This is a genomic window from Nonomuraea fuscirosea, from assembly GCF_035917475.1.
GTDB lineage: Bacteria > Actinomycetota > Actinomycetes > Streptosporangiales > Streptosporangiaceae > Nonomuraea > Nonomuraea fuscirosea.
Map to the genome: position 1 here is coordinate 5,720,245 of NZ_CP109074.1, position 23,933 is coordinate 5,744,177.

The window sequence follows — 23,933 nt, forward strand, 5'->3', positions numbered from 1 at the left end:
GGTCCTTGTGGACAGCAGGACCAAGCGCCGGTTAGCGCCCGCCGAGCTGGACGCGCTCGTCCGGCGGGCGGTGGGCACGGGTGTCGCCAGCGCCACCGAGCTGACCGACGGCTACGCCAACGCCGTCTGGCGGCTGAAGCTGGAGGACGGGCGGGAGGCGGTGCTCAAGCTGTCGCCGCCGCCCGACCTGCGGCAGCTCAGCTACGAGACCAACCTGCTGCGCATGGAGGCCGCCGCCATCGGCCTGGCGCTGGAGGCGGGCGTGCCGGTGGCGGGGCTGCTGCGGGCCGGTTTCGACGACCCGGTGCTGGGCGGCGACTACCTGTTGCTGGCCGCGCTGAACGGGGTGTCGTGGAACGACGTCAAGCCCGAGGGCGAGGCCGCGCTGCGCCGGGAGCTGGGCGCGCACCTGGCCCGGTTCAACGCGGTGACGGGTGAGGTGTTCGGCTATCCGCACGCCGGCATCGTGGGCGCGACGTGGCGGAAGGCGTTCCTGGCCATGGTGGCGGCGCTGCTGGGCGACACCGAGCGCTACCCGGCGCCGCTGCCGCTGCCGGCCGCGCGGATCATGGAGGTGTTCGAGGCCGCCGCGCCCGCGCTGGACGAGGTCACCACGCCGCGGCTGGTGCACTTCGACGTGTGGGCCGGCAACGTCTTCCTCGACCTGCGCGGCACGCCGCGGATCGAGGCCATCATCGACCACGAGCGCGCCTTCTGGGGCGACCCGCTCGCCGAGTTCGTCACCCCGACGATCTTCGGCGAGCTGAGCGAGGACGATCCGCTGCTGGCGGGCTACCGCGAGGTGACGCCGCTGGAGCTCACGCCGGCCGCGATGATCCGGCTCGACCTCTACCGCGCCTACCTCTACCTGATCCTGCTGATCGAGAACGGACCCCGGCAGTACCCGGAGGACGAGTACGCCAGGGTCCGCGACCAGGCGACGGCTTCACTGAGCGGGGTGCTCGACCGCCTCGTACGCACGTCCCCTGGAGCCGTCGGCTAGGTCGGCGCACGCGCCGCCGCCCTTGACCGTGTTCGGCACGCCGAGGTCGACCGGCATGGTGCCCGAGCAGGCGAGCGCGCCCGCGATGGTGCTGCCCGACAGGATCGGCGCGGTGTTGCCACTGAGCAGCGCGGCGCCGCGCAGGTCGGCGCCCACGACGGTGAGGTTGCCCGCCCCGCTCACGGCGAGCGCGCCGCTGACGCGCGCGCCGAGCAGGTGCACCTGCGCGGCCCCCGCGGCGGTGAGCGCGCCGGTGACACGGCCGCCGGTGACGACCAGCGAGGCGCCGGGCCTGACCGTGACCGCCCCCGTCACCTCGGCGCCGTCGAGGCAGGTGACTCCCGAGGACACGACGAGCGCGCCGCGGTGCACGCCGGTGACCGTGCGGGTGCAGGCGGGCGGCGGGGCGACCGTGGTGACGGTGAACCTTCCCGGATCGCCGTGGTTGCCGGCCGCGTCGATCGAGCGGTACTCGATCGTGTGCCGGCCACGCGGCAGCCTGCCGTACACGAGCGAGTCGATCGTCGTGCCCTGCTCCGAGAACGTCCACGGCAGCTCCGACGAGGTGGGCCAGCCGAAGTAGTTGAACCAGCCGTCGCCGTCCACCCGCGACTCCGACACGACGTAGCCGTCCTGGTCGTCGGTGCCGGTGAGGCGCATGGTGAAGGGGCCGTTGTAGACGTAGGTGTGGCCGGAGCGGGCCAGCGGGCGCGACAGCTCGTACGCGGTGGCCGGTCCGGTGGCGTCGATCGTCCAGGTCAGGGTCTGGCCGCCGAGGGCGGCGGTGAGGGTGTGCGTGCCCCGCTTCAGGTCCAGCTCGCCCAGGTCCAGGTCGGTGCCCTCGTACCGGGTGCCGTTCAGCGTCCAGGTGACCTGGGGGACGGTCTGCGCGGGGTGGGTGGTCTCCACGTACACGACGTCCGCGCGGCCGAGCGGCCGGTCGGTGGGGGTGGAGGAGACGAACGCGGGCTCGGCGGCGTCCGGCGGGGTGGTGATCGCGGTGTCCACCGTCCAGGTGCGGGTCCTCGTCATGGCCGTCCTGACGTCCGGGTCGCGGACGAACGCGGTCGGGTCGGAGACGGTCGCGGTGACCGTGTGCCGGCCCTGGGCCAGACCGAGCGGGCGCAGGTCGAGGGTGTCGCGGTCGCCCGGCAGGTCCCGGCCGTCGACGTTCCAGGTGGTGACCAGGGAGTGGCCGACGGGGCGCATCGGCTCGACCCACAGCACCCGGTCGGCGCCGACCGGCGCGCCCGAGGGTGTGGCGTCCTGGACGACCATCGTCTTGGCGGTGATGCTGCGCACCATGACCTCGCGGCTGACCTGGTCGAAGTAGTAACCGAGGGTCTTCATCATCGAGTGCGCGCTGGGCCGCCACACGCCCGTGGTCGCGTACATGCCGCCCTCGTAGCGGCCGATCGGGCCGCCGGACTCGCTGGGCTCGCCCAGCCAGCGCCACCACTTCCTGCGCTGGTCGCGCATCTCGCGCTCGGTGAGCAGCGTGTGGTGGGCGCTGGACGGCTCGGGGCCCGCGTACGGGCCGCCGGGGACGCCGCGCTGGTAGTAGTCGTACTCGTCCTGCAGCCCGCCCAGGGAGTGGCCCAGCTCGTGCGGGCTGATCAGGGCCGACATGCTGTTGCTGCCGGAGGCGGTGGCGTACGAGCCGCCCGCGCCGCCGTACGTGCCGCTGTTGCCCAGCGCGAGGATCTGCCGGTTGGCCGACGTGGTGCCGGTGACCAGGTTGGCGTAGCGGGTGGCGGCGGTGTTGTCCATGGTGATCAGGCGCTGGACGCTGCCCGGGTTGCACTGGCCCCAGAAGCCCATGCTCAGCGGGGTCGTCCGGCGCGGCGCGTCGAGCCCGGGGTCGCAGCTGATGCCCGACTCGCCGGAGACGATGTCGATCCGGTAGACGTTGATGTAGTTGCGGTAGGACTTGAACGGCTCGATCGACCACATGACGTTGAGGTGCCGGTCGGTGTCGGCCCGGAACTTCTCCTGCTCGGCCTCGGTGTAGCCGTCACCCATGACGATCAGGTTGAACCGCTTGGCGGTCGTCCCCGTGACCTGCACGGGCACGACCGTGGCCGAGCCCGGCTCGGCGGCGCTCGCCTGGGCGGCGCTCGCCTGGACGGCCGGAGAGACGCATAACATGGCGGCGGCCAGAGTCAGGGCCGTGAAGATACGCATGATCAGCACTATCGGACCGCCGCGGCCCGCGCGTCCATCCCCCATCACGGTCGAAACCATCTCGTTCGGGGACATGTCACGATCAGACCCGTTCTGGTCGGGACATGTCCTGATCAGAACCCGTCCAGACAGGGCCGCACGCTCGGCCCCGTACGATCAGGCGCGCGGGAGTTCCGCCAGCAGGATGGGGCGTGTGGTGGGGCGGTCGGAGCCGCCGGCGGGCTCGACGGTCAGCGCGACGCGATCGTCGCGCTTCAGCGCCACCAGCACCAGGGGCGCGGTCATCCCGTCCGCGCCCCGGTGCAGCAGGCCGGCCGGGCGGGGGCCGCGCGGGTCCATCAGCCACAGCTCGTACGCCTTCGTGGCGGGCAGCTCCGGCAGGCCCGACGAGGTGAACAGCACGCCGCCCGCGTCGCGGGAGACCACGATCGTGCCCGTGCCGCCGGCGGTGATCGGCCGGCGCAGCGTCTCGGCGTCGGGCGCGGCCAGCACCGCGACCAGCCGCTCGTTCCGGGTGGCGGCCTCCTCCAGGTCGCGGCGGGCGTCGAAGGCGACCACGCCGAGCGCGACGGCCGCCGCCGCGCAGACGGCCGTCAGCGCCGCCATGACCCTCGTCCGCCTCCGCGCCGGCACCGGCAGCCCGCCGTCAGCGACGAGGTACGGGCCGGGTGCGGCGACGTACGGCCCCTCGGCGGTGGGGTGCGGCCCGTCGCCGGTGACGGGCGGCTCGATGGCGGTGGTGTGCGGCGCGGTCGCCGGGTCCGTCCAGAGCAGGGTGCGGACGTCATCGGGACGGCTCTCAGGGTCGCGGGAGCGGTGGGCGGCGGCGAGCAGGCGGCCGCGGAGTGCCGTGGGCGGCGGCTCGGCCACCGATTCGGCCAGTTTCGCGGCGGTCTCGCGCAACCGTCGTACCTCGTCCGAGCAGCCCTGGCACACGTGCAGATGCTGCTCGAACCGCACCCACTCGGCGTACGGCAGTGCGTGCACGGCGTAGGCGCCAGAGAGGGTGTGGAGTTCGTCCTTCATCGTCCACTCCCTGGTGTGAGAGGCGGCTCACGCATGTACTTCGGCCGTTCGGGCACGCCGGATGGTCCCGGTCTTGCTCTTTTCCGGCGATATGAGACAATCTCATTGGGTGATGAATTATGGGGTGTGTGATTGCCGGCGGCGGACCCGCCGGCGCGATGCTGGCCCTGCTGCTGGCCAGAGCGGGCGTCGAGGTGACGCTGCTGGAGAAGCACGGCGACTTCCTGCGCGACTTCCGGGGTGACACGATCCACCCCTCGACGCTGCAGGTGCTCGACGAGCTGGGACTGGCGCCGGATTTCATGAAGATCCCGCACCGCAAGGCGTACGAGATCAGTCTGGTCACCGACGCCGGTGACGTCAGGCTGGCCGACCTGCGCGGGCTGCGGGGCACGTACAGGTACATCGCGTTCGTGCCACAGTGGGACTTCCTGACACTCATCACGTCGGCGGCCGAGCGCTATCCGGGCTTCCGGCTGCTGATGAACGCCGAGGCGTACGACCTGATCCGCGAGGGCGGCGCCGTCCGCGGGCTGCGTTACCGCGACGGGTCAGGCGAGCACGAGATCAGGGCGGACCTGACGGTCGCCGCGGACGGGCGGTACTCGGCGCTGCGCGCCCGCGCGGGCCTGGTGCCCGAGGACCTCGGCGCGCCGATGGACGTGGTCTGGTTCCGGCTCCCCCGCCACGACACCGACCGGGACGACACGTTCCTGCGCCTCGCCGACGGGCGCATGATGGTCGCGATCAACCGCGAGAGCTACTGGCAACTGGCCTATCTCGTGCTCAAGGGCGGCTACGACGAGATGCGCCGGCAGGGCATCGACGCGCTGCGCGAGCCCGTGGCCAGGCTGATGCCGTGGCTGGCCGACCGGGTCGCCGGGATCGGCGGCTACGACGACGTCAGCGTGCTGACCGTCCGGCTCGACCGGCTGCGCCGCTGGCACCGGCCGGGATTCCTGTGCATCGGGGACGCCGCGCACGCCATGTCGCCGGTCTTCGGGGTCGGCATCAACCTGGCCGTGCAGGACGCGGTCGCCACCGCCAACCTGCTGGCCGGAGCGCTCAGGGCGGGCGCGCCGATCCCCGAGCGGACGCTGCACCGGCTGCAGCGCCGGCGCATGCTCCCGACCAGGGTGACCCAGGCGGCCCAGCGGCTGGTGCAGAACCGGGTCATCGGCCCGGCGCTGAACCGGCGGCTCGACCCGACCAGGCTGCCGCGTGACCTGACCAGATTCCCGCTGGTCGGCCTGCTGGCGCCGCGCTTCATCGGCCACGGTGTCAGACCCGAGCACGTGGCGGTAAAGGAACTTTGACCGCCTCTGGGTTCGTACAGGTATAACCGCATTCTCACAACGTGGACATGGGGGTCGGTGGGGCCGAGCCAGTGGAATACCCTCGTATCTCGTGAGCAGCAATCTAGTGGATCTCGATACCTGGCGAGCCCTCCCCGCGGCGCAGCAGCCTGACTGGCCAGACCGCGGCGAGCTCGACAAGGTTGTCGCCGAGCTCGGCGGCCTGCCCCCATTGGTCTTCGCCGGCGAGTGCGACCAGCTCAAGGAGCAGCTGGCCGCCGTCGCGCGTGGTGAGGCGTTCGTCCTTCAGGGCGGCGACTGCGCCGAGACCTTCTCCGGCGCCACGGCCGACAACGTGCGCCAAAAGCTGAAGACCTTGCTGCAGATGGCCATCGTGCTGACCTACGCCGGCCGGGTGCCGGTGGTGAAGATCGGCCGGGTCGCGGGGCAGTTCGCCAAGCCGCGCTCCAAGGGCACCGAGACCCGGGGCGGGGTCGAGCTGCCCGCCTACCGGGGCGACATGGTCAACGGGTTCGACTTCACCCCCGAGGCGCGCCGGCCCGATCCGTGGCGGCTGCTCAAGGCGTACCACTCCTCGGCCGTGACGCTCAACCTGGCCCGGGCCTTCACCAAGGGCGGTTACGCCGACCTGCGCCAGGTGCACGCCTGGAACCAGGACTTCGTGGGCGAGTCGCCGGCCGGCCGCCGTTACGAGCAGCTGGCCAGGGAGATCGACCAGGCGCTCGCGTTCATGCGGGCCTGCGGGGCCGACCCCGAGGAGTTCCACACGGTCGAGTTCTACTCCTCGCACGAGGCTCTCATCCTCGACTACGACCAGGCGCTCACCCGCATCGACTCGCGTACGGGCCTGCCCTACGACGTGTCGGCGCACATGGTGTGGATCGGCGAGCGCACCCGCCAGCTCGACGGGGCCCACGTCGAGTTCTTCTCCAAGATCCGCAATCCGATCGGCGTCAAGCTCGGCCCGACGACGACGCCGGACGAGGCGCTGGCGCTCATCGACAAGCTCAATCCGGGCAACGAGGCGGGGCGGCTCACGTTCATCACCCGCATGGGCGCCGCCAAGATCCGCGAGCACCTGCCCGCGCTGGTCAAGGAGGTCACGGCGACCGGGGCCCGGGTAGCGTGGATCTGCGACCCGATGCACGGCAACACGTTCGAGGCGCCGAGCGGGCACAAGACGCGCCGCGTGGACGACGTGCTGGACGAGGTGGCGGGCTTCTTCGAGGTGCACCGCTCGCTCGGCACGCACCCCGGAGGCATCCACATCGAGTTCACCGGCGACGACGTGACCGAGTGTGTCGGCGGCGGGCACGAGATCGGCGAGACCGACCTCGCGACCCGTTACGAGACGGCCTGCGACCCCAGGCTCAACCGCAGCCAGTCACTCGACCTGGCCTTCCGCGTGGCCGAGCTCTACCGCGGCTGACCTCCCGTCGTCCTGTCGCCGCCGGCCCTCCGGCGGCGACCCTCACCCGGCCGGGCCTTCGCGGTGAACGGCTGAGGTGAAAGTGATTCAGGTCTCATTGCCGTACGTGACGAACCGCCGGTGAACCCTGTGACTCCAGGGCTATGATCGCCCCGAAAGACACTAATTTTTCGGGAGATGATCCGTGGATAATGCTCCAGAGGGGGTCGACCCGAACGTCCCCAACGTCGCGCGAATGTACGACTATTTTCTCGACGGCAAGGACAACTTCGCGGCCGACCGGGCCGCCGCGGAGCAGATCCTCCAGACCTTCCCGCACACCAAGGAGGGCGCCCGCGCGAACCGGGCGTTCCTGCGCCGGGCCGTGCGGTATCTGGTGGACCAGGGCGTCCGGCAGATCGTGGACCTCGGCGCCGGCCTGCCGACGCAGGGCAACACCCACGAGATCGCCCCGGAGGCGCGCGTGGTGTACGTCGACTACGACTCCGTGGTGTGCGTGCACGGCAGGGCGCTGCTGGCCAGGCGGGCGAACGTGGACTTCCTCCAGGCCGATGTGCGCGAGCCGAAGGCGCTGCTGGACAAGCTCGGCACGATGATCGACTTCGAGCAGCCGGTGGCGTTCCTCATGCTGGCGATCCTGCACTTCATCCCGGACGACGAGGCCTACGACGTGGTGACGAAGCTGCGCGAGGCCAGCGCGCCGGGCAGCCACCTGGTCATCAGCCACGCCGTGGACAGCACTCCGGACACCACCCCGCAGGCGCTGGAGATCTACCGCCGGGCCACCGCCGCGCTCAACCTGCGCACGCGGGAGGAGGTCCTGCGCTTCTTCGACGGTTACGAGCTGGCGGAGCCGGGACTGACGTACCCGAACGGCTGGCGCCCGGAGGACCCGGACGCGCCGGGGAACGGCATCACGTTCGGTTACGTGGGGGTCGGCCGCAAGCCCTGACGATCGGACTCTCCGCCGGACATGCGAAGACCCCGCCCCCGAGGGCGGGGTCTTTCGCGCGAGGGGTCAGTTCTGCTGGGCGTTCTTCAGCTCCTCGCTGAGCTCGGCCCTGATCGCGTCCATGTCGAGCGCCTTCACCTGGCGGATGAGGTCTTCGAGCGCGGGGCCGGGGATGGCGCCGGCCTGCGCGAAGACCACGATGCCGTCACGGATCGCCATCAGCGTGGGGATCGAGGTGATGTCGAATCCCTGCGCGAGCCCCTGCTCGGCGTCGGTGTCGATCTTGCCGAAGGTGATGTCGCCATGCTTGTCGGACGCCTGCTCGAAGATCGGCCCGAACTTCTTGCACGGCGGGCACCACTCGGCCCAGAAGTCGAGCAGCACGATCCCCTTGTCGGCGATGTCGTTGAAGTTCTTCTCTGTTACTTCGATGGTCGCCACAAGTGGCTCCTCGCTCGTGTCGCTGTCGTGCGGTTTGTCGCAAAAATGCATTGGGTTCAACCACGTACCCATCACCAGCATTCCATGCCCGGCGGGCGGGCGCGGCCCCGCACGTGCCGCGCCCGCGCGAGGGGTCAGCGTCCGCCGGGCAGCGTCAGGCCGATGACCAGCGGATCGTGGTCGGAGGAGCGGTAGGCGTCCGGCTGGTAGAGGCCGGGCGGATTGAACTCCTGGTTGTAGTCGCGGATGCGCGGCTCGTCGGAGTTGATGTGCCAGATCGTCGCGCTCGTCACCCGCTTGAGCAGTTGCCTGCCGACGAGGGCGTGGTCGAGCTCGCCCGCCAGCCCGTCGAACAGGTAGCTGTAGCGCAGCGGCTCGGGCACGAACCTCTTGGTGACGCTGGTCAGGCCGCCCGCCTCCAGGGTGTCGATCGGGTCCTCCTCGCCGTAGGCGTTGAGGTCGCCGAGCACGATCGGGTTGGGCAGGTCCTGGTCCTCGACGAGGCCGAGCAGCGCCTGGGCCTGGGCCACGCGGGTGGGGTTCCAGCAGCTCTGGCCGTCGCCCTGGTCGGCGTCGGGGCCGCTCGACGGGCAGCTGCCCTTGGACTTCAGGTGGTTGACCAGCATGGTGAACGGCTGGCCGCCGCCCTTCCTGCGGAAGGTCTGGATCAGCGGCGGGCGGCTGAACACGGCGTCCTGCGAGGACTTCGCCGCGCCGACAGGGGTCAGCTTGGCGGGCTTGTAGATGAGGCCGACCTGGATGGCGTCGGTGCCGGGGAACGGGTGCGCGAGTGCGGCGTACGTACCGGCTCCGACCTGGGCGTTGACGGCGTCCACGAGCGCCTGCAGGGCGGTCTGGCCGTTGTTCTCGACCTCCATGAGGGCCACCGCGTCGGCGTTCAGCCCCTTGAGCGCGGCGACCAGCTTGGTGAGCTGGCGCTGCTGCTCCTCGGCGTTGCTCGCGCCTCTGGAGCCGAGGGTGGTGAACCAGTTCAGCGTGTTGAACGAGGCCACCTTGACGTTCCCGACGACCGGGAACGGCTTGAGCAGGCGCGGGTTGGCGTTCAGGTAGTTCACGGGCTTGGTGGGTTGCAGGCGGTAGGCGCCGAATCCGTATCCGAGCACGCCTGTCACGCCGGCGGCCACGTCGCCCGTCCGCACGATGGGCGGCAGGGTGGCCGGGTTCTCGCGGGTGGAGCCGTCGTCGACGAGCAGGGAGCGGCGCTCGTTCAGCGCGGCGTCGACGCCCCGGCGGTCGGTCGGCTGGAACAGCCGGCCCTGCGAGGAGAGCACGACCTCGCCGAAGCGGCCGAGGTTGTAGTGCTCGCTCACGGTCAGCGGCTGCGGGAAGGTCAGCAGCATGTTCTCGACGGGCTCCAGCCCGTCGGAGGGCAGCCGGTACGACCGCGCCTTGACCCTGCCGGTGCCGCACACGTCCACCGCGGTGACCGGCGACAACTCGGTCCAGCCGTTGAACTCGGTCGCCCGGCCGGTCACGAGGACCCGGTCACCGGGCTTGACGTCCTTGACCGAGTCCCTGGCGAAGGCGAACAGCCCCTCCGACGTCCGCGGGTCGGCGTCCGGGCGCGGATCCTGCAGGAAGAACCCGCTGAGCTGGTCGGAGCGCTGGAAGTCGCCGGTGACGATCCCCTCGACCCGCACCGTCTGGCCGGCCAGCGGGGTGGCGTCACCGTCACCCTGCACCTGGTTGATGCGGTGGGTGGCCGGGGTGTCACAGGGGGCCGCCGGTTCGGCGGCCGCGGGACCGGCGCACAAGGCCACCGCGAGAAGGGCGGCCAAGGAGGCTTGGGATAAAGCTCGCATGCACGCACTTTAGAGCCAATTTAGATCGCATAATTCCACATAAAAGTGGATAGAACATGAAATCACCGAACCTTGACATCGGCCGCGGCGGGTATCACCCATGCATGGACTGGGTCACCTGCGCGCATTCTGCTGGTTGCACCGGAATCGCCGGCCGGCCGTCCGGCCTCTGCCTGGCACATCTGTCCCCAGAACAACTCGGCGCGGCGCTCGGCGCGCTGTCCCCCGGCCGCCTGCTCGACCTGCGCGGCACCACCGTCACGAGCGATCTGCTGTCCAGGGTGCTCGACGCCACCGGCGCCAGGCCCGGCAGGACCCGGCTCGACCGGGTCAGGTTCACCGGCGACGTCAAGCTGGCCGGGGTGACGTTCGAGGGCGACGTGTCGCTCGACGACGCCACGTTCGACCGGCTCGCCTCGTTCTTCGGCGCCCGCTTCGAGGGCAACGTGTCGCTGGCCGGCGTGCGGTTCCGGCGTGAGCTGTCCTTCCACGGCGTCACCGTGCGCGGTCACGTCTCGCTCGACCGGGCCGTGATGGCGAGGGACGCGCTGTTCAGCCAGGCCGTGTTCGGGCACGGGCTGTCGTGCGAGCGGGCCAGGTTCGACGGCTACGCCACCTTCGACGGCGCCAGGCTCGGCGACGGGGCCGCCTTCAGGGGCGCGCGCTTCGGCCGGACGCTGTCGTTCCGCAAGGTCAGCGGGCACGCCGGGTTCGACGCGGCGCACTTCGCGGCCGACGCGTACCTGTCGGCGACCGGCCGGCTGTCGGCGGCCAGGGCTCGCGCCGACGGGCTGCTCGACGTGGTGGTCACGCGCTGCGGCGTCGACCTGCGCGGCGTGGAGGTGACGGGGCCGCTGACGGTGCGGCTCACCGACGCGCAGGCCGACCTGGAGGGCGCGCGGCTGCGCGGGCCCGCCACCGTGACGGGCCGGGGCAGGTCCACGCTGACCTCGCTGCGGGAGGTCGAGGCGGCCAGCCTGGAGCTGTTCGGGCTCGACCTGTCGTCGTGCCGGTTCGCCGGGCTCGCCCATCCGTCGGGGGTGCGGGTCAAGGACTGCACGTTCGCGCTCACGCCGCGCGGCGTCCAGGTGGGGCTGCGCTGGCCGATGCTGCGCTGGTTCTCGCGGCGGCGCGCGCTGGCCGACGAGCGCACCAGGCGCGGCCACGGTCACGCCGGCGACACCGGCGCCTCGCCCGACAGCCTGGCCTCCCTCTACGCGGGCCTGCGGCCCAGCGACCGCGCGACCGCGGCCGACTTCGCGTTCGCGGCCATGGAGATGCGCCGCCAGGCCGGGCACGGGTGGTGGCTGTCGGTGTCGTGGCTCGTCTGCGGGTACGGCATGCGGATGGGGCGGGCGGCGGCGTGGTGCGCGCTGGTGGCGGCGATCACCGCGGCGGCGGTGCTGTGGAGCACGGCCTCCCACGCCGCCGGCCACACCGGCGCACCCGCCTTACCCTCCGCCCCCGTCCACTCCACCTGGACCGGCTGAGCCGAGGTCCCGGCAGGCGCCTTCCTGGAGGGCGCGGGCCGTCAGAGGCCGGCCGCGATGGCCTCGATGGCGCCGAAGTGGCGCGGCCAGCCGCCGCCCATGATGCGCCGCGACAGCTGCTGGAGCTCGTCCCCCGGGTCGAAGCCCTCGTGGTCGAGGAACAGCCGGGTGCCCTTCCCCTCGGGCTCCAGCCGCCACGTGACCGTCCAGTCGGCGCTCCCGCCGTCGCTCCAGCTGATCTTCAGCAGTTTCTCCGGCTCGATCCGCAGCACTTCGCAGTACACGATCCCGTCGAAACCGACCTGCTTCTTGGGCGTGGTGGTGAACGTGAACCGGTGCCCCACCTCCGCCCTGAAGTCGTTGGGCATGAGCCAGCGGGCGACCAGCTCCGGCTCGGTGAGCGCCCGCCACACCTTGGCGGGCGGGTGCGCGATGAACTGGTCGAGCCTGATCGCGCTCTTGTCGTCAGCGGGGCGGGACATCGTCGTCCTCCATCTCGTCGAGCAGGGTCACGAGGCCGGCGAGCCGCTCCCGCCAGAACCGTTCGTACGGGCTGAGCCAGTCGCGGATCTCCATCAGCGGTCCCGCCTCCAGCCGGTAGTGGCGCTCCCTGCCCCTGCGGCTCTCGGCGACCAGCCCGGCGTCCTTGAGCACCTTGAGATGCTCCGACACGCTGGGCCTGCTCATGTCGAACCGCTCGGCCAGCCGACCGGCGGGCTGCGCGCCCTCGTCGAGCAGCAGCCGCAGCAGCTCGCGCCTGGCCGGGCTGGCCAGCGCCGTGAAGACGTGGTCGGCCGTCACGCCTGGCTGACCACGAAGCCGTTGCCGAACGGGTCGTGAAAGAGCAGCTGACGGCCCCACGGCTGCGGGTCCGGCCCTTCGAAGGCGACCTCGTGCTCGGCCAGCCGGGCGGCCAGCGCGTCGAGGTCGGGCGCGGCGACGACCAGGCCGCTGATCGGCCGCATGTCGGGGAACCAGGCGGCCAGCAGCAACGAGGTGTCGGCGCCCTTGGGCGCGACGGTGAGCCAGCGGCCCATGGGGAACGGGTTGTCGGTGCGCACCTCGAAGCCGAGCACGCCGGTGTAGAAGGCGAGAGCCCGTTCCTGGTCGGTGACGGGCACGGTGACGGTGAGGATCGATGAGATCGGCATGCCGGCCACTATACGTAGGAATTTTCCTACATGACAAGCCCGGAAATATCAGGGGCTTCCCGGATGGGACCCCGAGCGCGGCCTTCGTAGACTGGGGGCATGCTCATCGACGACTACGTGGCCGAGCTCGACGACGCCCTGGCCGGCCCGCACGGACCCAAGCGGGACCTGGTCGTCGAAGCCCGCGACAGCCTGCTCGACACGGCCGAGGCGCTGGAGGCCGAAGGGCTCGGCCGGGCGGAGGCGGAGCGGCTGGCGGTGACGGAGTTCGGGGCGGTCGCCGAGATCGCGCCGGGCTACCAGGCCGAGCTGACCGCGCACTCGGGGCGGCGGCTGGGCCTGCTGCTGTTCGTCAGCGTGCCGATCACGGTGGCCATGTGGTCGGTGCTGTGGCGGCTCTACCCGGCCACCGAGCAGGCGTGGGCGTCGCAGCCGGCCTGGTGGCCGGTCGTCTCGCGGCTGCTCGACGTCGTGCAGCTGGGCGTCGGCGTGTACGGCGGCCTCGTCACGTTCGCGCTGAGCCGGGGTTCGCGCTGGATCCGCCGGCCGCGGCTGGCGACCAGGTCGCTGGGCGTGCTGGTCTGGACGGCGCTGCCGGTCACCTTCGGGCTGAGCCTGGTGCTGTCGTACGGCACCGGCGCCGCCTCCCCCAACACCCTCACCGCGCTGCCGGCCCTGCTGGCCAACCTGGTGACCTTGGCGATGTGGGGGCTGCAGATCTACGGCGCCACCCGATGCGTGCGGATCACGCGGGCGTCCGTACGGACCGCCTGAGCCCGCCCGCTCCCGTTCTGAGACCCCTTGCCGCTCAGCCTTGGGCGATCGCCTCGGCGCGCAGGACGCCGCCGATCACGTTCGTGAACTCCCGCCAGGCCGACCGCTCCCCCTCCAGCTGCTTCCGGCCCGAGGCGGTGAGCCGGTAGGTGCGGCGCTTGCGCCCGCCGACCGTCGCCCACTCGCTGGACAGGTAGCCGATGCGCTCCAGCCGGCGCAGCGCCGGATAGACGGTGCCGGTGGGCACGTTGAGCGCGCCCCCGCTCCGCTCCAGCAGCGCCTCGATGATGGCGTAGCCGTGCAGCGGCTCCCGCTCCAGCACAGAGAGCAGCAGCGCGTCCATGTGCCCGCGAAGCGCGTCCGGATTCATGACTCCGATCCTAAACACCGATCCCTCATGTAGACAGACTACATGTAGACTGGCTACTTATAAGAGGACGTACGACGACGGAGCGGTGATGGACGTAGTCGATCTGGCGCGGACACAGTTCGCGGTGACGGGCAGCCTGCACTTCCTGTTCGTGGTGCTCACGCTCGGCCTGGCGCCGCTGGTGGCGATCATGCACACGCGGTGGGCACGGTCGGGCCGGCCGGTGCACGAGGCCATGACGAGGTTCTGGGGGCAGGTCTACGTCATCAACTACGCGCTCGGCATCGTGACCGGGCTGGTGATGGAGTTCCAGTTCGGCCTCACCTGGAGCGGGCTGACGCAGTACGCGGGCGACGTGTTCGGCGCGCCGCTGGCCATGGAGACGCTGGTCGCCTTCTTCCTGGAGTCCACGTTCCTGGGACTGTGGATCTTCGGGTGGGGGCGGCTGCCCAGATGGGCGCACGTGGCCTGCATCTGGGCGGTCACGCTGACGGCGTACGCGAGCGCGTTCTTCATCATGGTGGCCAACTCGTTCCTGCAGAACCCGGCCGGGGCGGTGGTCGGCGGCGGGCGCATGCACCTGACCGACTTCGGCGCCCTGCTCACGAACAAGGCCCTCGTCTTCTCCTTCCCGCATGTGATCGGCGCGGGGCTGTTCACCGGCGGCATGGTGCTGGTGGGCGCGAGCGCGTGGCGGCTGCGCCGGCGCACCCCCGAGGTGGAGTTCTTCACCCGGTCCCTGCGCACCGGCGTGGTCACCGCCGCCGTCGGCATCTTCCTGGCCATGGGCTTCGGGTACGCCCAGTTCGGCGGCGTCGCGGAGGGCAAGTTCGGCTCCGGCCGCGACCCGCTGGCCGCCGTCGGGCTCGGCTTCATGATCGAGATCGGGCAGCTGCTCGGGCTCGTCGTGCTGCTCGTGATGCTGCCGATGATCTCCGTCCTGCCGCGGCTCCGGTGGACGCATCCGATCCTGATCGCGATGACGCCGCTGCCGTTCGTGCTGTCGATCCTGGGCTGGATGGCCAGGGAGATCGGGCGGCAGCCCTGGATGATCTGGGAGCGGCTCACCGTGGCCGACGCCCTGTCGCCAGGGCTGACCTCCGGCATGGTCATGGGCTCGCTCATCGGGTTCGCGGCGGTGCTGGGGCTGCTGGCCGTCGTCGACTACGTCCTCATCGCCCGGGTGATCAGGCGCGGCCCGTACGGGCTCGACCTCGGCGCCACCGCCGACGAGACGCGCGCCCCCGCGCTGAGCTACTGAGGAGTGCTGAGCATGGAAGTGATCTGGTTCGCCGTCTTCACGGTGCTGCTGGCCGGATATTTCGCCCTTGAGGGGTTCGATCTGGGCGTCGGGCTGCTGCTGCCGGTGCTCGGCAGGACCCGCGCGAACCGGGACCGCATGGTGGCCGCCGTGGCCCCGTACGTGCTGGCCAACGAGGTGTGGCTGGTGGCGGTGGCCGGGACGCTGTTCGGCGTCTACCCGCTGCTCGAACACGACGTGCTGTTCGGGCTGTATCCGCTGGTCGTGGCCATGCTGCTGTGCTGGGTCCTGCGCGACGCCGGGCTGTGGTTCCGCCGCCGGCTGGACGGCGCCCTGTGGCGCGGCTTCTGGGACGGCGCGATCGCGTTCGGCTCCCTGGGGTTGTCGGTGGGCTGGGGCATGACGTTGTACGCGGCCGCCACCGGCTTCGCCGCCTCCCCCGTGCATCCGGTGGGCCTCATGCTGGGCGTGGTGGTGACGCTGCTGTTCGCCTTCCACGGATGGACGTTCCTGGGCTGGCGGCTGCCGGGCGTGTTCGGGGTCACCAGGCCGGGGCGGGTGCTGCTGGGGACGGCTCTGGTCGCGGCGCTGCCCGCGCTGGGGGTGCTCGGGGGCGCCATGCCGTACCTGCTGGCGCACAGCGCGCCGCCGGCCACGCTGAATGTGCTCAGTCTCATGGTCCTGCCGTTCGCACCCATCATGCTGGGCGCGCAAGTATGGGTATGGCGCACTTTCCGGCCAGGTAAGGACGCCGTCCGGCTCCTCCCGTCGTTCTTCTGAGGGAACGTGCATAAGGATCTTCTCGCGCTCATGCGGGCCGAGCGCTCCGTGCGCCGCCACCTGGGTGTCACCATGGCCGCCGCCCTGCTGGCGGGGCTGCTCGTGCTGGTGCAGGCCGAACTGCTGGCGGGCGTGCTGTCCGGCCGCTTCACCGCCGCCGCCCTCGCGGTGCTGGCGATGGTGGTGGGCGCGCGGGCGCTGCTGGCGTGGACGCAGGGGATCTTCGGCGGGCGCACCGCGACGGGCGTGAAGTCCGCGCTGCGGCACCGGCTGCTGGAACGGCTGCGCGAGCTCGGCCCCGCCCGGCTCGCCGCGCACCGCTCGGGCGAGCTGGTCACCCTGGCCGGGCGCGGCCTCGACCGGCTCGACGACTACCTGACCGGCTACCTGCCGTCGATCGCGGTGGCCGCCGTGGTGCCGATCGCGGTGCTGGTCCGGCTGTTCGCCGCCGACCTCGGCAGCGCGGTGATCGTGCTGATCACGCTGCCGCTGATCCCGATCTTCGGCGCGCTGGTCGGGATGACCACCAAGGCGGTGACCGAACGGCAGTACCTGGCGCTGTCGCGGCTCGGCGGGCACTTCCTCGACGTCGTCCGCGGCCTGCCCACCCTGCGCGCCTTCGGCCGGGCCCGCTACCAGGCCACCGTCATCAAGGAGATCGCCGACGCGCACCGGGGCGCCACCATGCGGACGTTGCGGGTGGCGTTCCTGTCGTCGCTCGTGCTGGAGCTGTGCGCGTCGCTGTCGCTGGCCCTGGTGGCGGTGCCGATCGGCCTGCGGCTGCTCGGGGGGTCCCTGGACCTGACGACGGCGCTGCTGGTGCTGCTGCTGGCGCCGGAGGCTTACCTGCCGTTGCGGGCGATGGGGACGCGCTTCCACGCCTCGATGGAGGGCGTGGCCGCCGCCGACGCGGCCTTCGCCGTCCTGGACCGGACCTCCGACGAACCGGCCCCCGGAACCGGCGCCTCCGCAGCCGACCCGGACCCCGGAACCAGCGCCTCCGCGAGCGACCCGGACCCCGGATCCGGCGTCCCCGCGAGCGACCCGGACCTCCGAGCCGGCGGTGCGCCGGGAGTCCGTCTCGAAGGCACGCCGGAGATCCGGCTCGAGAACGTGACCGTCCGCTACCCGGGCCGCGACGTGCCGGCCCTGCGGGACGTGTCGCTCACCATCGGCGCGGGCGAGCGGGTCGCCCTGGTCGGGGAGAGCGGCGGCGGCAAGAGCACCCTGCTCCACCTCGTCCTCGGCTTCGTCAGCCCGTCCGAGGGACGGGTCCTCGTGGACGGCGTGGACCTGCGCGAGCTGGACCTGACGCGGTGGCGCGCGCGGCTGGCGTTCGTGGCGCAGCGGCCGCACCTGTTCGCCACCTCGGTGGCCGACAACATCCGGCTGGGAGCGCCCTCGGCCTCCCTGGACGAGGTACGCCGGGCGGCCGGCGCGGCTCACGCGGACTTCGTCGTGGACCTGCCGGAGGGGTTCGACACCGTCCTCGGCGAACGCGGCACCAACCTGTCGGCGGGCCAGCGCCAACGCATCGCGCTGGCCAGGGCGTTCTGCCGCCCCGCCGCGTCGGTGCTGCTGCTGGACGAGCCCACCGCCCGCCTGGACGGCCGCAGCGAGGCCGCCGTGGTGGCGGGCACCGCCGAGCTGTCCAGGGGCCGCACGGCGATCATCGTCGCCCACCGCCCCGCCATGATCGACCTGGCCGACCGCGTCATCCGCGTCCACGCCGGCCACATCGTCTCCGACACCGCCACCCCACCCTCCGGCACCACCCACCCAGGCATCACACACGCGGATCCGACACCTTCGGACCCGCAAGGCACGGACCCGGCACCTACAGATTCGCCGCCTGACGATCGGACGTCGGTGCACCCGGCGCAGGCCGGCTCGGCGCAGGCGGACCCGGCGCAGGCCGGTTCTGCGGGTGGCGTGCAGGAGCGGGTGACGGTGGCGTGGCGGGAAAGGGGTGGGCGGTGAACCGGCGCATGGGGGTGCGGCTCTTCTGGGCGGTGCTGGCCGGAGCGGCGGCCGATCTGGCCGGGCTGGGGCTCATCGCCGCCGCGGCCTGGCTGATCACGCGGGCCGCCGAGCAGCCGCCGCTGGCCGCGCTGAGCGTGGCGATCGTGGCGACCAGGGCGTTCGCGACCGGCAAGGGCGTCTTCCGCTACGCCGAGCGCCTCACCGGACACGACGTCGCCCTCCGTGCCCAGGCCGGCACCAGGGAGCGGCTGTACGAGGCGCTGATCCCGCCGCAGCGGCCCCGGCACGGCGGCGCCGACCTGCTGAGCCGGATGGTGGACGACACCGAGGCCGTGCAGGACCTGCTCGTCCGCTGCCTGCTCCCGGCCGCGGCGGCGGCGATCGCGGGGCTGGCCGCCGTCGTCGTCGGGCTGACGATCCTGCCGGTGTCGGCGCTGGTGCTGGTGGCGGGCCTGGTGGTGGCCGGGGTGCTGCTGCCCGCGGGCACGGCCGCCGCGGCCCGGCGCTGGTCGGCCAGGATCGCCCCGGCGCGGGCGGCGCTGGCGGGCCGGGTGGCCGACCTGGTGCACGGCTCGGCCGACCTGGCGGCGTACGGCGCCGACGGGCAGGCGCTGGACAGGGCCCTGGCCGCGGACGGCGCGCTGGCGGCGCTGGAGCGACGGCAGGCCCGCGTGCACGCCGCCGCCCTGGCCGGAGGCACCCTGGTGCAGGGGCTGACGGTGGCCGCCGTGGTGCTGATCGCGCAGGGTGCGGGGGCGGGCTCGGTCGGTACGGCGGTGCTCGCGCTGACGTCCCTGGTCGCGTTCGAGCCCGTGCTGCCCCTGGCGGCGGCGGGCGAGCGGATGGCGGGCATCACAGCCGCGCTCAGACGCCTGCGCGAGGTACGCGCCACCGCCCCGGCCACCACCGAACCGCCCGCACCCGCGCCCCGCCCGGAGGGCCCGCTGACCGTCGAGATCGAGCACCTGGTGGTACGCCACCCCGCCCATGACGGCGACGACCTCACGGCCATGGGCGACGCGTCACCCCGCCCCGTCCCCGGCCGACGCCCCTCCGCTCCCGGCGACGCCTCCTCGTTCCCCTCCCCCGGCGACGCACGCTCGCCGGACAGCGGCGTCCCCGCACCGGGCGGCGACGGGCTCCCGCGGTCGGACGGTATGGTGCCGCCGGCCGCGGCGAGTGGGCGGCCGGCGCTCGACGGGGTGTCGTTGCGGCTCACGCCGGGCAAACGGGTCGCGATCGTCGGTCCCAGCGGGGCCGGTAAGAGCACCCTGCTGGCCGCGCTGATGCGGCTGGTCGAGCCCGAGTCGGGCGCGGTCAGGGTGAACGGCACCGACCTGCGCGACCTGTCCGGCGACGACGTACGGACGCTGATGACCGGTCTCACCCAGGACCCTTACATCTTCCGCGCCAGCCTGCGCGACAACCTGCGTTTGGCCGGTCCTGAGGCCGACGACGAGCGGCTGTCGCAGGCCGTGCGCGACGCCCGGCTCGGCGAGTGGGTGGAGCGGACCGGATGGGACGCGGAGCTGGGTGAGGACGGCAGGACCCTGTCCGGCGGCCAGTTGCAGCGGCTGGCCCTGGCCAGAGCGCTCCTCTACGACCCGCCGGTGCTGCTGCTCGACGAGCCGGCCGAGGCGCTGGACGAGGAGGCGGCCGACCGGCTGGTGAGCGACCTGCTCGACGTGACCCGCGAGCGGACGACGCTGCTGGTGACGCACCGGCTCAAGGGGCTGGAGCTGGTCGACGAGATCGTGGTGCTGGAGGAGGGCCGCGTCGTCCAGCGGGGCCGGCACGACGAGCTGGTCGCGGTGCCCGGCTACTACCGCGACCTGTGGGAGTCCGAGGTCCTCACCCGGCGGTAAGGCGCGATTCACCGCTCCCGATGGCGTTTGCGGCGCCATCAGGTTTATGATGCAAACTAGTTTGTTGATTCGAGGAGTTTGCATGGTGGACGACGATCGCGCGCCGAGCCCTGAAGAGATGCTCCGCGTCATGGAGGAGCAGAACGCCGCCACGGTGAAGATGCTCTACGCCGACACCGTCCTGCTCTACGTGCCGTGGGGCGTGGCCTGGCTGTTCGGCTTCACCGCGCTCTTCCTGCACTACGGGCTCGACGGGCAGCCCTACGCGCCGATCACGCAGATGCAGGCGGTCGGCGTGCTCATGGCGGGCCAGGTCGTCGCGGGGGCGTTCGCCGTGTTCGGCATGGTGCGCATGAACCGGCTGGTGCGCGGGGGCTCCGCCACGAAGGGGGCGATGTACGGCTACGCGTGGTTCGCCGGGATGTTCCTCATGACGGTCATCGCGCTGAGGCTCAGCCCGCAACTGCCTCCGGAGGAGAGCGGCCTGCTCTGGGCGGGCAGCTCGCTCATGGTGGTGGCCGTCCTGCACATGGCCGGCGGCGCGGTCTGGAGCAACTGGCAGATGTTCTTCGTCGGCGCCTGGGTCGCCGGCGTCGACGCGCTCGGCGTGCTGCTCGGCGCGGGCTGGCACGCGCTGCTCACGGCCGTGCTGCTGGGCGGCGGCTTCATCGTCATCGGGCTGTGGCTGAGGCGTCACAAGTGAGCGACGATGACACCCAGCCCGGCGACACCCAGCCCGACGGCACCGCGTCGGATCGTCACGGGCCCGGCAGCACCGCAGCCGATCGCGACGTGTCCGATCGTCACGGGCCCGAGCTCGGCGTGCCCGAGCTCGACCCCGTGATCCACGCTCAGGCCAGGCTGCGCGTGGTCGCCACGCTCAACGTCCTGCCCGACGGCGACGAGATGGCGTTCAACTCGATGAAGCAGTTGCTCGGCATGACCGCGGGCAACCTGTCGGTGCACCTGACCAAGCTGGAAGACGCCGGATACGTCCGGATCAACAAGACCCACAGGGGCCGCACCCCCGTCACGTTCGTAGCTCTCACCAAGCGCGGGCGGCTGGCCTTCGAGGAGTACACGAAGGCGGTCCGTGCGCTGCTGGACAACGCTGGAGGAAGACCATGACGGTCCTTGCCCGGGCACACGAGGTCACCCGCCGCTACGGCCAGGTCCTGGCCCTCGACCGGCTCTCGCTCGACATCGGGGCGGGCGAGCTGGTCGGCCTGCTCGGCCCCAACGGGGCGGGCAAGTCCACCCTGATCAACCTGTTCGCCGGGCTGCGCCGGCCCACGTCCGGCACGGTCGAGCTGTTCGGCGGCTCGCCGCTGGACCCGGTCATGCGGCGCGGCATCGGGGTGACGCCGCAGGAGACGGGGCTGCCCGAGTCGTTACGGGTGAAGGAGATCGTCGACTTCGTGTCGGCCCACTTCCGCGAGCGGACCGGCCGGAAGGAGCTGCTGGCCAGGTTCGGGCTGGACGACCTGGCCGGGCGGCAGGTCGGCGGGCTGTCCGGCGGGCAGCGGCGGCGGCTGGCCGTGGCGCTGGCGTTCGCCGGCCGGCCGCGGCTGGTGTTCCTCGACGAGCCGACGACCGGCCTCGACGTCGAGGCGCGGCACGCCCTGTGGGACGGCATCAGGTCCTTCCACGAGGAAGGCGGCACCGTCCTGCTGACCAGCCACTACCTGGAGGAGATCGAGGCGCTGGCACAGCGCGTGGTCGTGATCGGCTCCGGCCGCGTGCTCGCCGACGACACCGTCAGGGCCGTACGCGATCTGGTGGGCGTGCGGCGCGTCTCGCTCGTCGCCGGCGACCTGCCCGAGCTGCCGGGCGTGCTCGGCAGCGAGCGCGTGGACGGCCGCACCACCCTGGTGACCACCGATCCCGACCGGCTGGTCGTCGAGCTCGTACGGAGCGGCACGCCGTTCTCCGGCCTCGAGATCAGGCCGACCACCCTGGAGGAGGCCTTCCTGGCCCTGACCACGAAGGAGTCCGCGCATGTCTAGCCTGGCCCTCGCACACACCCGTTACCTCCTGCTCGAACAGGTCAGGGTGCCCATCGGCCTGATCGCGGGCGCCCTGTTCCCCGCGGTCTCGATGGTGGCGTTCGTGGTGCCGTTCGCGGGCCAGGATCCGCGGGCCGCCACGATGGCCACCGGGTCGCTGATGTTCTTCGGCGCGATGTCGGGGGCGCTCATCGGGCTGAGCATCACCGTGGCCCAGGACCGCGAGCAGCCGTGGAGCCCTTACCTGCGCACGCTGCCCGCCGGGCCGGCGGCCCACTTCACCGGCCGGATCCTGGCCACGCTCGTCACGACGGTGACCTCGGCGGTTCCGGTGCTGGTGGTCGGGGCGCTGTTCACCGAGGCGACGTTCACGGCGCCGCGGCTGCTGGCGGGGCTGGGCGTGCTGGTCGCGGGCACCGTGCCGTTCATGCTGCTGGGCCTGCTCATCGGCTATCTGACGGCGGCCAAGGGCGCGATCGCGGTGTCGCAGATCCTGTTCTTCCCGCTGGCGATCCTGGGCGGGCTGCTGCTGCCGCCCGCGATCCTGCCGGACTTCATCCAGGTCGTCTCGCCGTTCACCCCCACCAGAGGCGTGGCCGAGCTGCTCTGGGCGGTCATGGCGCGGACCACGCCTGATCCGGTGGCGCTGGTCTCGCTGGCGGTGTGGACCGTGCTGGCGGCACTGGCGGCGGGCTGGGCCTACCGCCGTGACGAGGGCCGGCGCTTCTCCTGAAATGGGGGGGTGTGCCGCCGAGTCCGCAGCGATCTCAACGGCACACCCGTCCATGAGGGGGTCCTGTTATCTGTTCTCATCGAGGGTCACGGTGACGTCGGCGGTCTTGCCGTCCCTCATATATGTGATCTTGACCTGTTGGCCCGGTTTGAAACCTCTGACCTGCCCGACAACGGTATCGCCTCCGTCAACCGCCTTGTCGCCGATTTTGGTGATGAGGTCGCCCTGCTGCAGTCCGGCCTTCTCCGCCGGGCTTCCGGCGGTCACCTGACGGACGAGAGCTCCCGGCACGTCGCCCGTCGCGTCGGTGACGCTCACGCCGAGGAAGGCGTGGCTGACCTTGCCGTTGCGGATGAGCTGGTCGGAGACCTGCTTGGCGGTGTTGACGGGGATGGCGAAGCCGACGCCGCCGCCCGCGGCCTCGGAGGCGATGGCGGTGTTGATGCCGACCAGTTCACCCGCCGCGTTCACCAGCGCTCCGCCGGAGTTGCCCGGGTTGATGGAGGCGTCGGTCTGGATGGCGCCGCCGATCGTCGTGGGCGCGCTCTGCTGCTGTTGTTCCTGACCCCAGCCGGGCGGGATCTGCTGCCGCTGGTCGTTGCCGAGGTTGAGGGTGCGGTCGAGGGCGCTGACGATGCCGGCCGTGACGGATCCGTCCAGGCCGAGCGGGCTGCCGATGGCCAGCACGGCGTCGCCGACCTTGAGCTGGTCGCTGTCGCCGAGCGTGGCCTTGGTCAGCCCCGAGACGCCTTCCGCCCTGATGACGGCGAGGTCGGTGGCGGGGTCGGTGCCGACGACGGTGGCCTTGGCCGTCTTGCCGTCGCTGAACTTGACGGTCATCTGACCGCCCTGCCCCGCGCCCACGGCGACGTGGTTGTTGGTGAGGATGAGCCCGTCCTCCGACAGCACCACGCCCGAGCCCTCACCGGTCTGTCCCTGGATCATGACGACGGTGGGCTGCACCTTGGCCGCGACCTCGGCCACGGTGAGCGGGTCGCCGGCCGACTTGAAGACCGGGCTCGGCGTGTTGGCGCTGCTGCTGGCCACCGGTTCGGGCTGGAACGAGGTGGCGACGACGGCCCCCACGGCGCCGCCGCCGATCGCCATGGCGGCCATGGCGAGCCCCGCGACGACCTTCTGGCCGGTGGTGAACCGGTGCTTGAGTGGAGGCGCGGCCGGGGGTGGTGGCGGCATCTCCATGGCGATCGTGTCGCGCCGGGGGAAGCCCCCGGGGCGCGGCGGGGCGGATCCGAACTGGCTCCACCCACCGGCGCCCTTCTCCTGCGGGCCCTGCTCGTGAGGCTCGTTCGCGTTCATCTGTCATCTCCTCGAATCCCGATGATTCA

23 protein-coding genes are annotated in these 23,933 nt (G+C 71.8%); 14 read left to right on the forward strand and 9 right to left on the reverse strand.

All coding sequences use genetic code 11. The annotated features are described in order from the left end of the window. Positions 1 to 7 precede the first annotated feature (7 nt). Complete coding sequence (locus tag OIE67_RS26140) at positions 8 to 1,003, forward strand: phosphotransferase family protein (RefSeq protein WP_326644737.1); 996 nt, start codon at positions 8 to 10, stop codon at positions 1,001 to 1,003. On the opposite strand, the gene OIE67_RS26145 is transcribed toward OIE67_RS26140, so the two are convergent. Continuing rightward, positions 947 to 3,187, reverse strand: coding sequence for a M64 family metallopeptidase (locus OIE67_RS26145; protein ID WP_326644739.1), 2,241 nt, complete (start codon positions 3,185 to 3,187; stop codon positions 947 to 949). The two genes, OIE67_RS26140 and OIE67_RS26145, sit on opposite strands and share 57 nt — an antisense overlap. Positions 3,188 to 3,343: 156 nt before the next feature. Further along, the gene (locus tag OIE67_RS26150; protein WP_326644741.1) at positions 3,344 to 4,213 is read right to left on the reverse strand and encodes an anti-sigma factor; all 870 of its coding nucleotides are present in this window, start codon (positions 4,211 to 4,213) and stop codon (positions 3,344 to 3,346) included. Between the two features lie 119 nt (positions 4,214 to 4,332). On the opposite strand from OIE67_RS26150, the gene OIE67_RS26155 reads away from it, so the two are divergent. The 3 genes from OIE67_RS26155 to OIE67_RS26165 all read left to right on the forward strand — a co-directional run bounded on the left by OIE67_RS26155 (position 4,333) and on the right by OIE67_RS26165 (position 7,910). After that, positions 4,333 to 5,529 (forward strand): FAD-dependent oxidoreductase, encoded by a 1,197-nt coding sequence (locus tag OIE67_RS26155; RefSeq protein WP_326644743.1) that lies wholly within the window; start codon positions 4,333 to 4,335, stop codon positions 5,527 to 5,529. Between the two features lie 91 nt (positions 5,530 to 5,620). Continuing rightward, the gene (locus OIE67_RS26160; protein ID WP_106245085.1) at positions 5,621 to 6,958 is read left to right on the forward strand and encodes a class II 3-deoxy-7-phosphoheptulonate synthase; all 1,338 of its coding nucleotides are present in this window, start codon (positions 5,621 to 5,623) and stop codon (positions 6,956 to 6,958) included. A gap of 184 nt (positions 6,959 to 7,142) precedes the next feature. Then, on the forward strand, positions 7,143 to 7,910 hold the full coding sequence (locus tag OIE67_RS26165) for an SAM-dependent methyltransferase (protein ID WP_326644745.1): 768 nt from the start codon (positions 7,143 to 7,145) through the stop codon (positions 7,908 to 7,910). Positions 7,911 to 7,976: 66 nt separating this feature from the next. Here the strand turns inward: OIE67_RS26165 and OIE67_RS26170 are convergent, their stop codons facing one another. Beyond that, complete coding sequence (locus OIE67_RS26170; RefSeq protein WP_106245088.1) at positions 7,977 to 8,351, reverse strand: thioredoxin family protein; 375 nt, start codon at positions 8,349 to 8,351, stop codon at positions 7,977 to 7,979. 134 nt (positions 8,352 to 8,485) lie between these two features. Further along, complete coding sequence (locus tag OIE67_RS26175; RefSeq protein WP_326644748.1) at positions 8,486 to 10,174, reverse strand: ExeM/NucH family extracellular endonuclease; 1,689 nt, start codon at positions 10,172 to 10,174, stop codon at positions 8,486 to 8,488. Between the two features lie 104 nt (positions 10,175 to 10,278). On the opposite strand from OIE67_RS26175, the gene OIE67_RS26180 reads away from it, so the two are divergent. Continuing rightward, the gene (locus tag OIE67_RS26180) at positions 10,279 to 11,664 is read left to right on the forward strand and encodes a pentapeptide repeat-containing protein (RefSeq protein WP_326644750.1); all 1,386 of its coding nucleotides are present in this window, start codon (positions 10,279 to 10,281) and stop codon (positions 11,662 to 11,664) included. 41 nt (positions 11,665 to 11,705) lie between these two features. Here OIE67_RS26180 and OIE67_RS26185 read toward each other — a convergent pair whose 3' ends face one another. Genes OIE67_RS26185 through OIE67_RS26195 form a run of 3 tightly spaced genes read right to left on the reverse strand, consistent with a single transcriptional unit; the run spans position 11,706 to position 12,815 of the window. Next, the gene (locus OIE67_RS26185; protein WP_106245093.1) at positions 11,706 to 12,146 is read right to left on the reverse strand and encodes an SRPBCC family protein; all 441 of its coding nucleotides are present in this window, start codon (positions 12,144 to 12,146) and stop codon (positions 11,706 to 11,708) included. Next, positions 12,130 to 12,465, reverse strand: a complete 336-nt coding sequence (locus OIE67_RS26190) for an ArsR/SmtB family transcription factor (RefSeq protein WP_106245094.1) — start codon at positions 12,463 to 12,465, stop codon at positions 12,130 to 12,132. Before OIE67_RS26190 ends, OIE67_RS26185 begins: the two co-directional genes overlap by 17 nt. After that, a complete protein-coding gene (locus tag OIE67_RS26195; RefSeq protein ID WP_326644755.1) occupies positions 12,462 to 12,815 on the reverse strand; it encodes a VOC family protein in 354 nt (117 codons plus the stop codon). The genes OIE67_RS26190 and OIE67_RS26195 overlap by 4 nt, the downstream gene beginning before the upstream one ends. A gap of 99 nt (positions 12,816 to 12,914) precedes the next feature. Here OIE67_RS26195 and OIE67_RS26200 point away from each other — a divergent pair, with 99 nt between their 5' ends. Beyond that, positions 12,915 to 13,589, forward strand: coding sequence for a permease prefix domain 1-containing protein (locus OIE67_RS26200; protein WP_326644757.1), 675 nt, complete (start codon positions 12,915 to 12,917; stop codon positions 13,587 to 13,589). A 34-nt stretch (positions 13,590 to 13,623) separates the two neighbouring features. Here OIE67_RS26200 and OIE67_RS26205 read toward each other — a convergent pair whose 3' ends face one another. Next, complete coding sequence (locus OIE67_RS26205; RefSeq protein WP_326644759.1) at positions 13,624 to 13,959, reverse strand: helix-turn-helix transcriptional regulator; 336 nt, start codon at positions 13,957 to 13,959, stop codon at positions 13,624 to 13,626. An 88-nt stretch (positions 13,960 to 14,047) separates the two neighbouring features. Between OIE67_RS26205 and OIE67_RS26210 the strand changes: the two genes are divergently transcribed. The 8 genes from OIE67_RS26210 to OIE67_RS26245 all read left to right on the forward strand — a co-directional run bounded on the left by OIE67_RS26210 (position 14,048) and on the right by OIE67_RS26245 (position 22,587). Next, positions 14,048 to 15,220, forward strand: a complete 1,173-nt coding sequence (locus tag OIE67_RS26210; RefSeq protein WP_326644761.1) for a cytochrome ubiquinol oxidase subunit I — start codon at positions 14,048 to 14,050, stop codon at positions 15,218 to 15,220. 12 nt (positions 15,221 to 15,232) lie between these two features. Beyond that, positions 15,233 to 16,000, forward strand: a complete 768-nt coding sequence (locus tag OIE67_RS26215) for a cytochrome d ubiquinol oxidase subunit II (RefSeq protein WP_326644763.1) — start codon at positions 15,233 to 15,235, stop codon at positions 15,998 to 16,000. Between the two features lie 6 nt (positions 16,001 to 16,006). Further along, the gene (cydD, locus tag OIE67_RS26220; protein ID WP_326644764.1) at positions 16,007 to 17,980 is read left to right on the forward strand and encodes a thiol reductant ABC exporter subunit CydD; all 1,974 of its coding nucleotides are present in this window, start codon (positions 16,007 to 16,009) and stop codon (positions 17,978 to 17,980) included. A gap of 8 nt (positions 17,981 to 17,988) precedes the next feature. Beyond that, positions 17,989 to 19,848: an amino acid ABC transporter ATP-binding/permease protein gene (locus OIE67_RS26225; protein WP_407674911.1), complete on the forward strand. Its 1,860-nt coding sequence runs from the start codon at positions 17,989 to 17,991 to the stop codon at positions 19,846 to 19,848. 82 nt (positions 19,849 to 19,930) lie between these two features. Beyond that, a complete protein-coding gene (locus OIE67_RS26230) occupies positions 19,931 to 20,551 on the forward strand; it encodes a hypothetical protein (protein WP_326644768.1) in 621 nt (206 codons plus the stop codon). Continuing rightward, a complete protein-coding gene (locus tag OIE67_RS26235) occupies positions 20,548 to 20,976 on the forward strand; it encodes a winged helix-turn-helix domain-containing protein (protein WP_326644770.1) in 429 nt (142 codons plus the stop codon). The genes OIE67_RS26230 and OIE67_RS26235 overlap by 4 nt, the downstream gene beginning before the upstream one ends. Beyond that, complete coding sequence (locus tag OIE67_RS26240) at positions 20,973 to 21,854, forward strand: ABC transporter ATP-binding protein (protein ID WP_326644772.1); 882 nt, start codon at positions 20,973 to 20,975, stop codon at positions 21,852 to 21,854. The genes OIE67_RS26235 and OIE67_RS26240 overlap by 4 nt, the downstream gene beginning before the upstream one ends. Further along, entirely contained in the window at positions 21,847 to 22,587 is a 741-nt protein-coding gene (locus OIE67_RS26245) for an ABC transporter permease (RefSeq protein WP_326644774.1), read from the forward strand. Before OIE67_RS26240 ends, OIE67_RS26245 begins: the two co-directional genes overlap by 8 nt. Before the next feature lie 66 nt (positions 22,588 to 22,653). On the opposite strand, the gene OIE67_RS26250 is transcribed toward OIE67_RS26245, so the two are convergent. Beyond that, positions 22,654 to 23,904: a S1C family serine protease gene (locus OIE67_RS26250; protein WP_106245109.1), complete on the reverse strand. Its 1,251-nt coding sequence runs from the start codon at positions 23,902 to 23,904 to the stop codon at positions 22,654 to 22,656. Between the last annotated feature and the right edge of the window lie 29 nt (positions 23,905 to 23,933).

What these genes read in the sequence shown, in the direction of transcription:
- OIE67_RS26195 (WP_326644755.1), bottom strand. Translation starts at nt 12,815, where the DNA reads ATGCCGATCTCATCGATCCTCACCGTCACCGTGCCCGTCACCGACCAG.
- OIE67_RS26155 (WP_326644743.1), top strand. Translation starts at nt 4,333, where the DNA reads ATGGGGTGTGTGATTGCCGGCGGCGGACCCGCCGGCGCGATGCTGGCC.
- OIE67_RS26250 (WP_106245109.1), bottom strand. Translation starts at nt 23,904, where the DNA reads ATGAACGCGAACGAGCCTCACGAGCAGGGCCCGCAGGAGAAGGGCGCC.
- OIE67_RS26210 (WP_326644761.1), top strand. Translation starts at nt 14,048, where the DNA reads ATGGACGTAGTCGATCTGGCGCGGACACAGTTCGCGGTGACGGGCAGC.
- OIE67_RS26200 (WP_326644757.1), top strand. Translation starts at nt 12,915, where the DNA reads ATGCTCATCGACGACTACGTGGCCGAGCTCGACGACGCCCTGGCCGGC.
- OIE67_RS26240 (WP_326644772.1), top strand. Translation starts at nt 20,973, where the DNA reads ATGACGGTCCTTGCCCGGGCACACGAGGTCACCCGCCGCTACGGCCAG.
- OIE67_RS26225 (WP_407674911.1), top strand. Translation starts at nt 17,989, where the DNA reads ATGGGGGTGCGGCTCTTCTGGGCGGTGCTGGCCGGAGCGGCGGCCGAT.
- OIE67_RS26205 (WP_326644759.1), bottom strand. Translation starts at nt 13,959, where the DNA reads ATGAATCCGGACGCGCTTCGCGGGCACATGGACGCGCTGCTGCTCTCT.
- OIE67_RS26175 (WP_326644748.1), bottom strand. Translation starts at nt 10,174, where the DNA reads ATGCGAGCTTTATCCCAAGCCTCCTTGGCCGCCCTTCTCGCGGTGGCC.
- OIE67_RS26215 (WP_326644763.1), top strand. Translation starts at nt 15,233, where the DNA reads ATGGAAGTGATCTGGTTCGCCGTCTTCACGGTGCTGCTGGCCGGATAT.
- OIE67_RS26150 (WP_326644741.1), bottom strand. Translation starts at nt 4,213, where the DNA reads ATGAAGGACGAACTCCACACCCTCTCTGGCGCCTACGCCGTGCACGCA.
- OIE67_RS26180 (WP_326644750.1), top strand. Translation starts at nt 10,279, where the DNA reads ATGGACTGGGTCACCTGCGCGCATTCTGCTGGTTGCACCGGAATCGCC.
- OIE67_RS26145 (WP_326644739.1), bottom strand. Translation starts at nt 3,187, where the DNA reads ATGCGTATCTTCACGGCCCTGACTCTGGCCGCCGCCATGTTATGCGTC.
- OIE67_RS26245 (WP_326644774.1), top strand. Translation starts at nt 21,847, where the DNA reads ATGTCTAGCCTGGCCCTCGCACACACCCGTTACCTCCTGCTCGAACAG.
- OIE67_RS26230 (WP_326644768.1), top strand. Translation starts at nt 19,931, where the DNA reads ATGGTGGACGACGATCGCGCGCCGAGCCCTGAAGAGATGCTCCGCGTC.
- OIE67_RS26185 (WP_106245093.1), bottom strand. Translation starts at nt 12,146, where the DNA reads ATGTCCCGCCCCGCTGACGACAAGAGCGCGATCAGGCTCGACCAGTTC.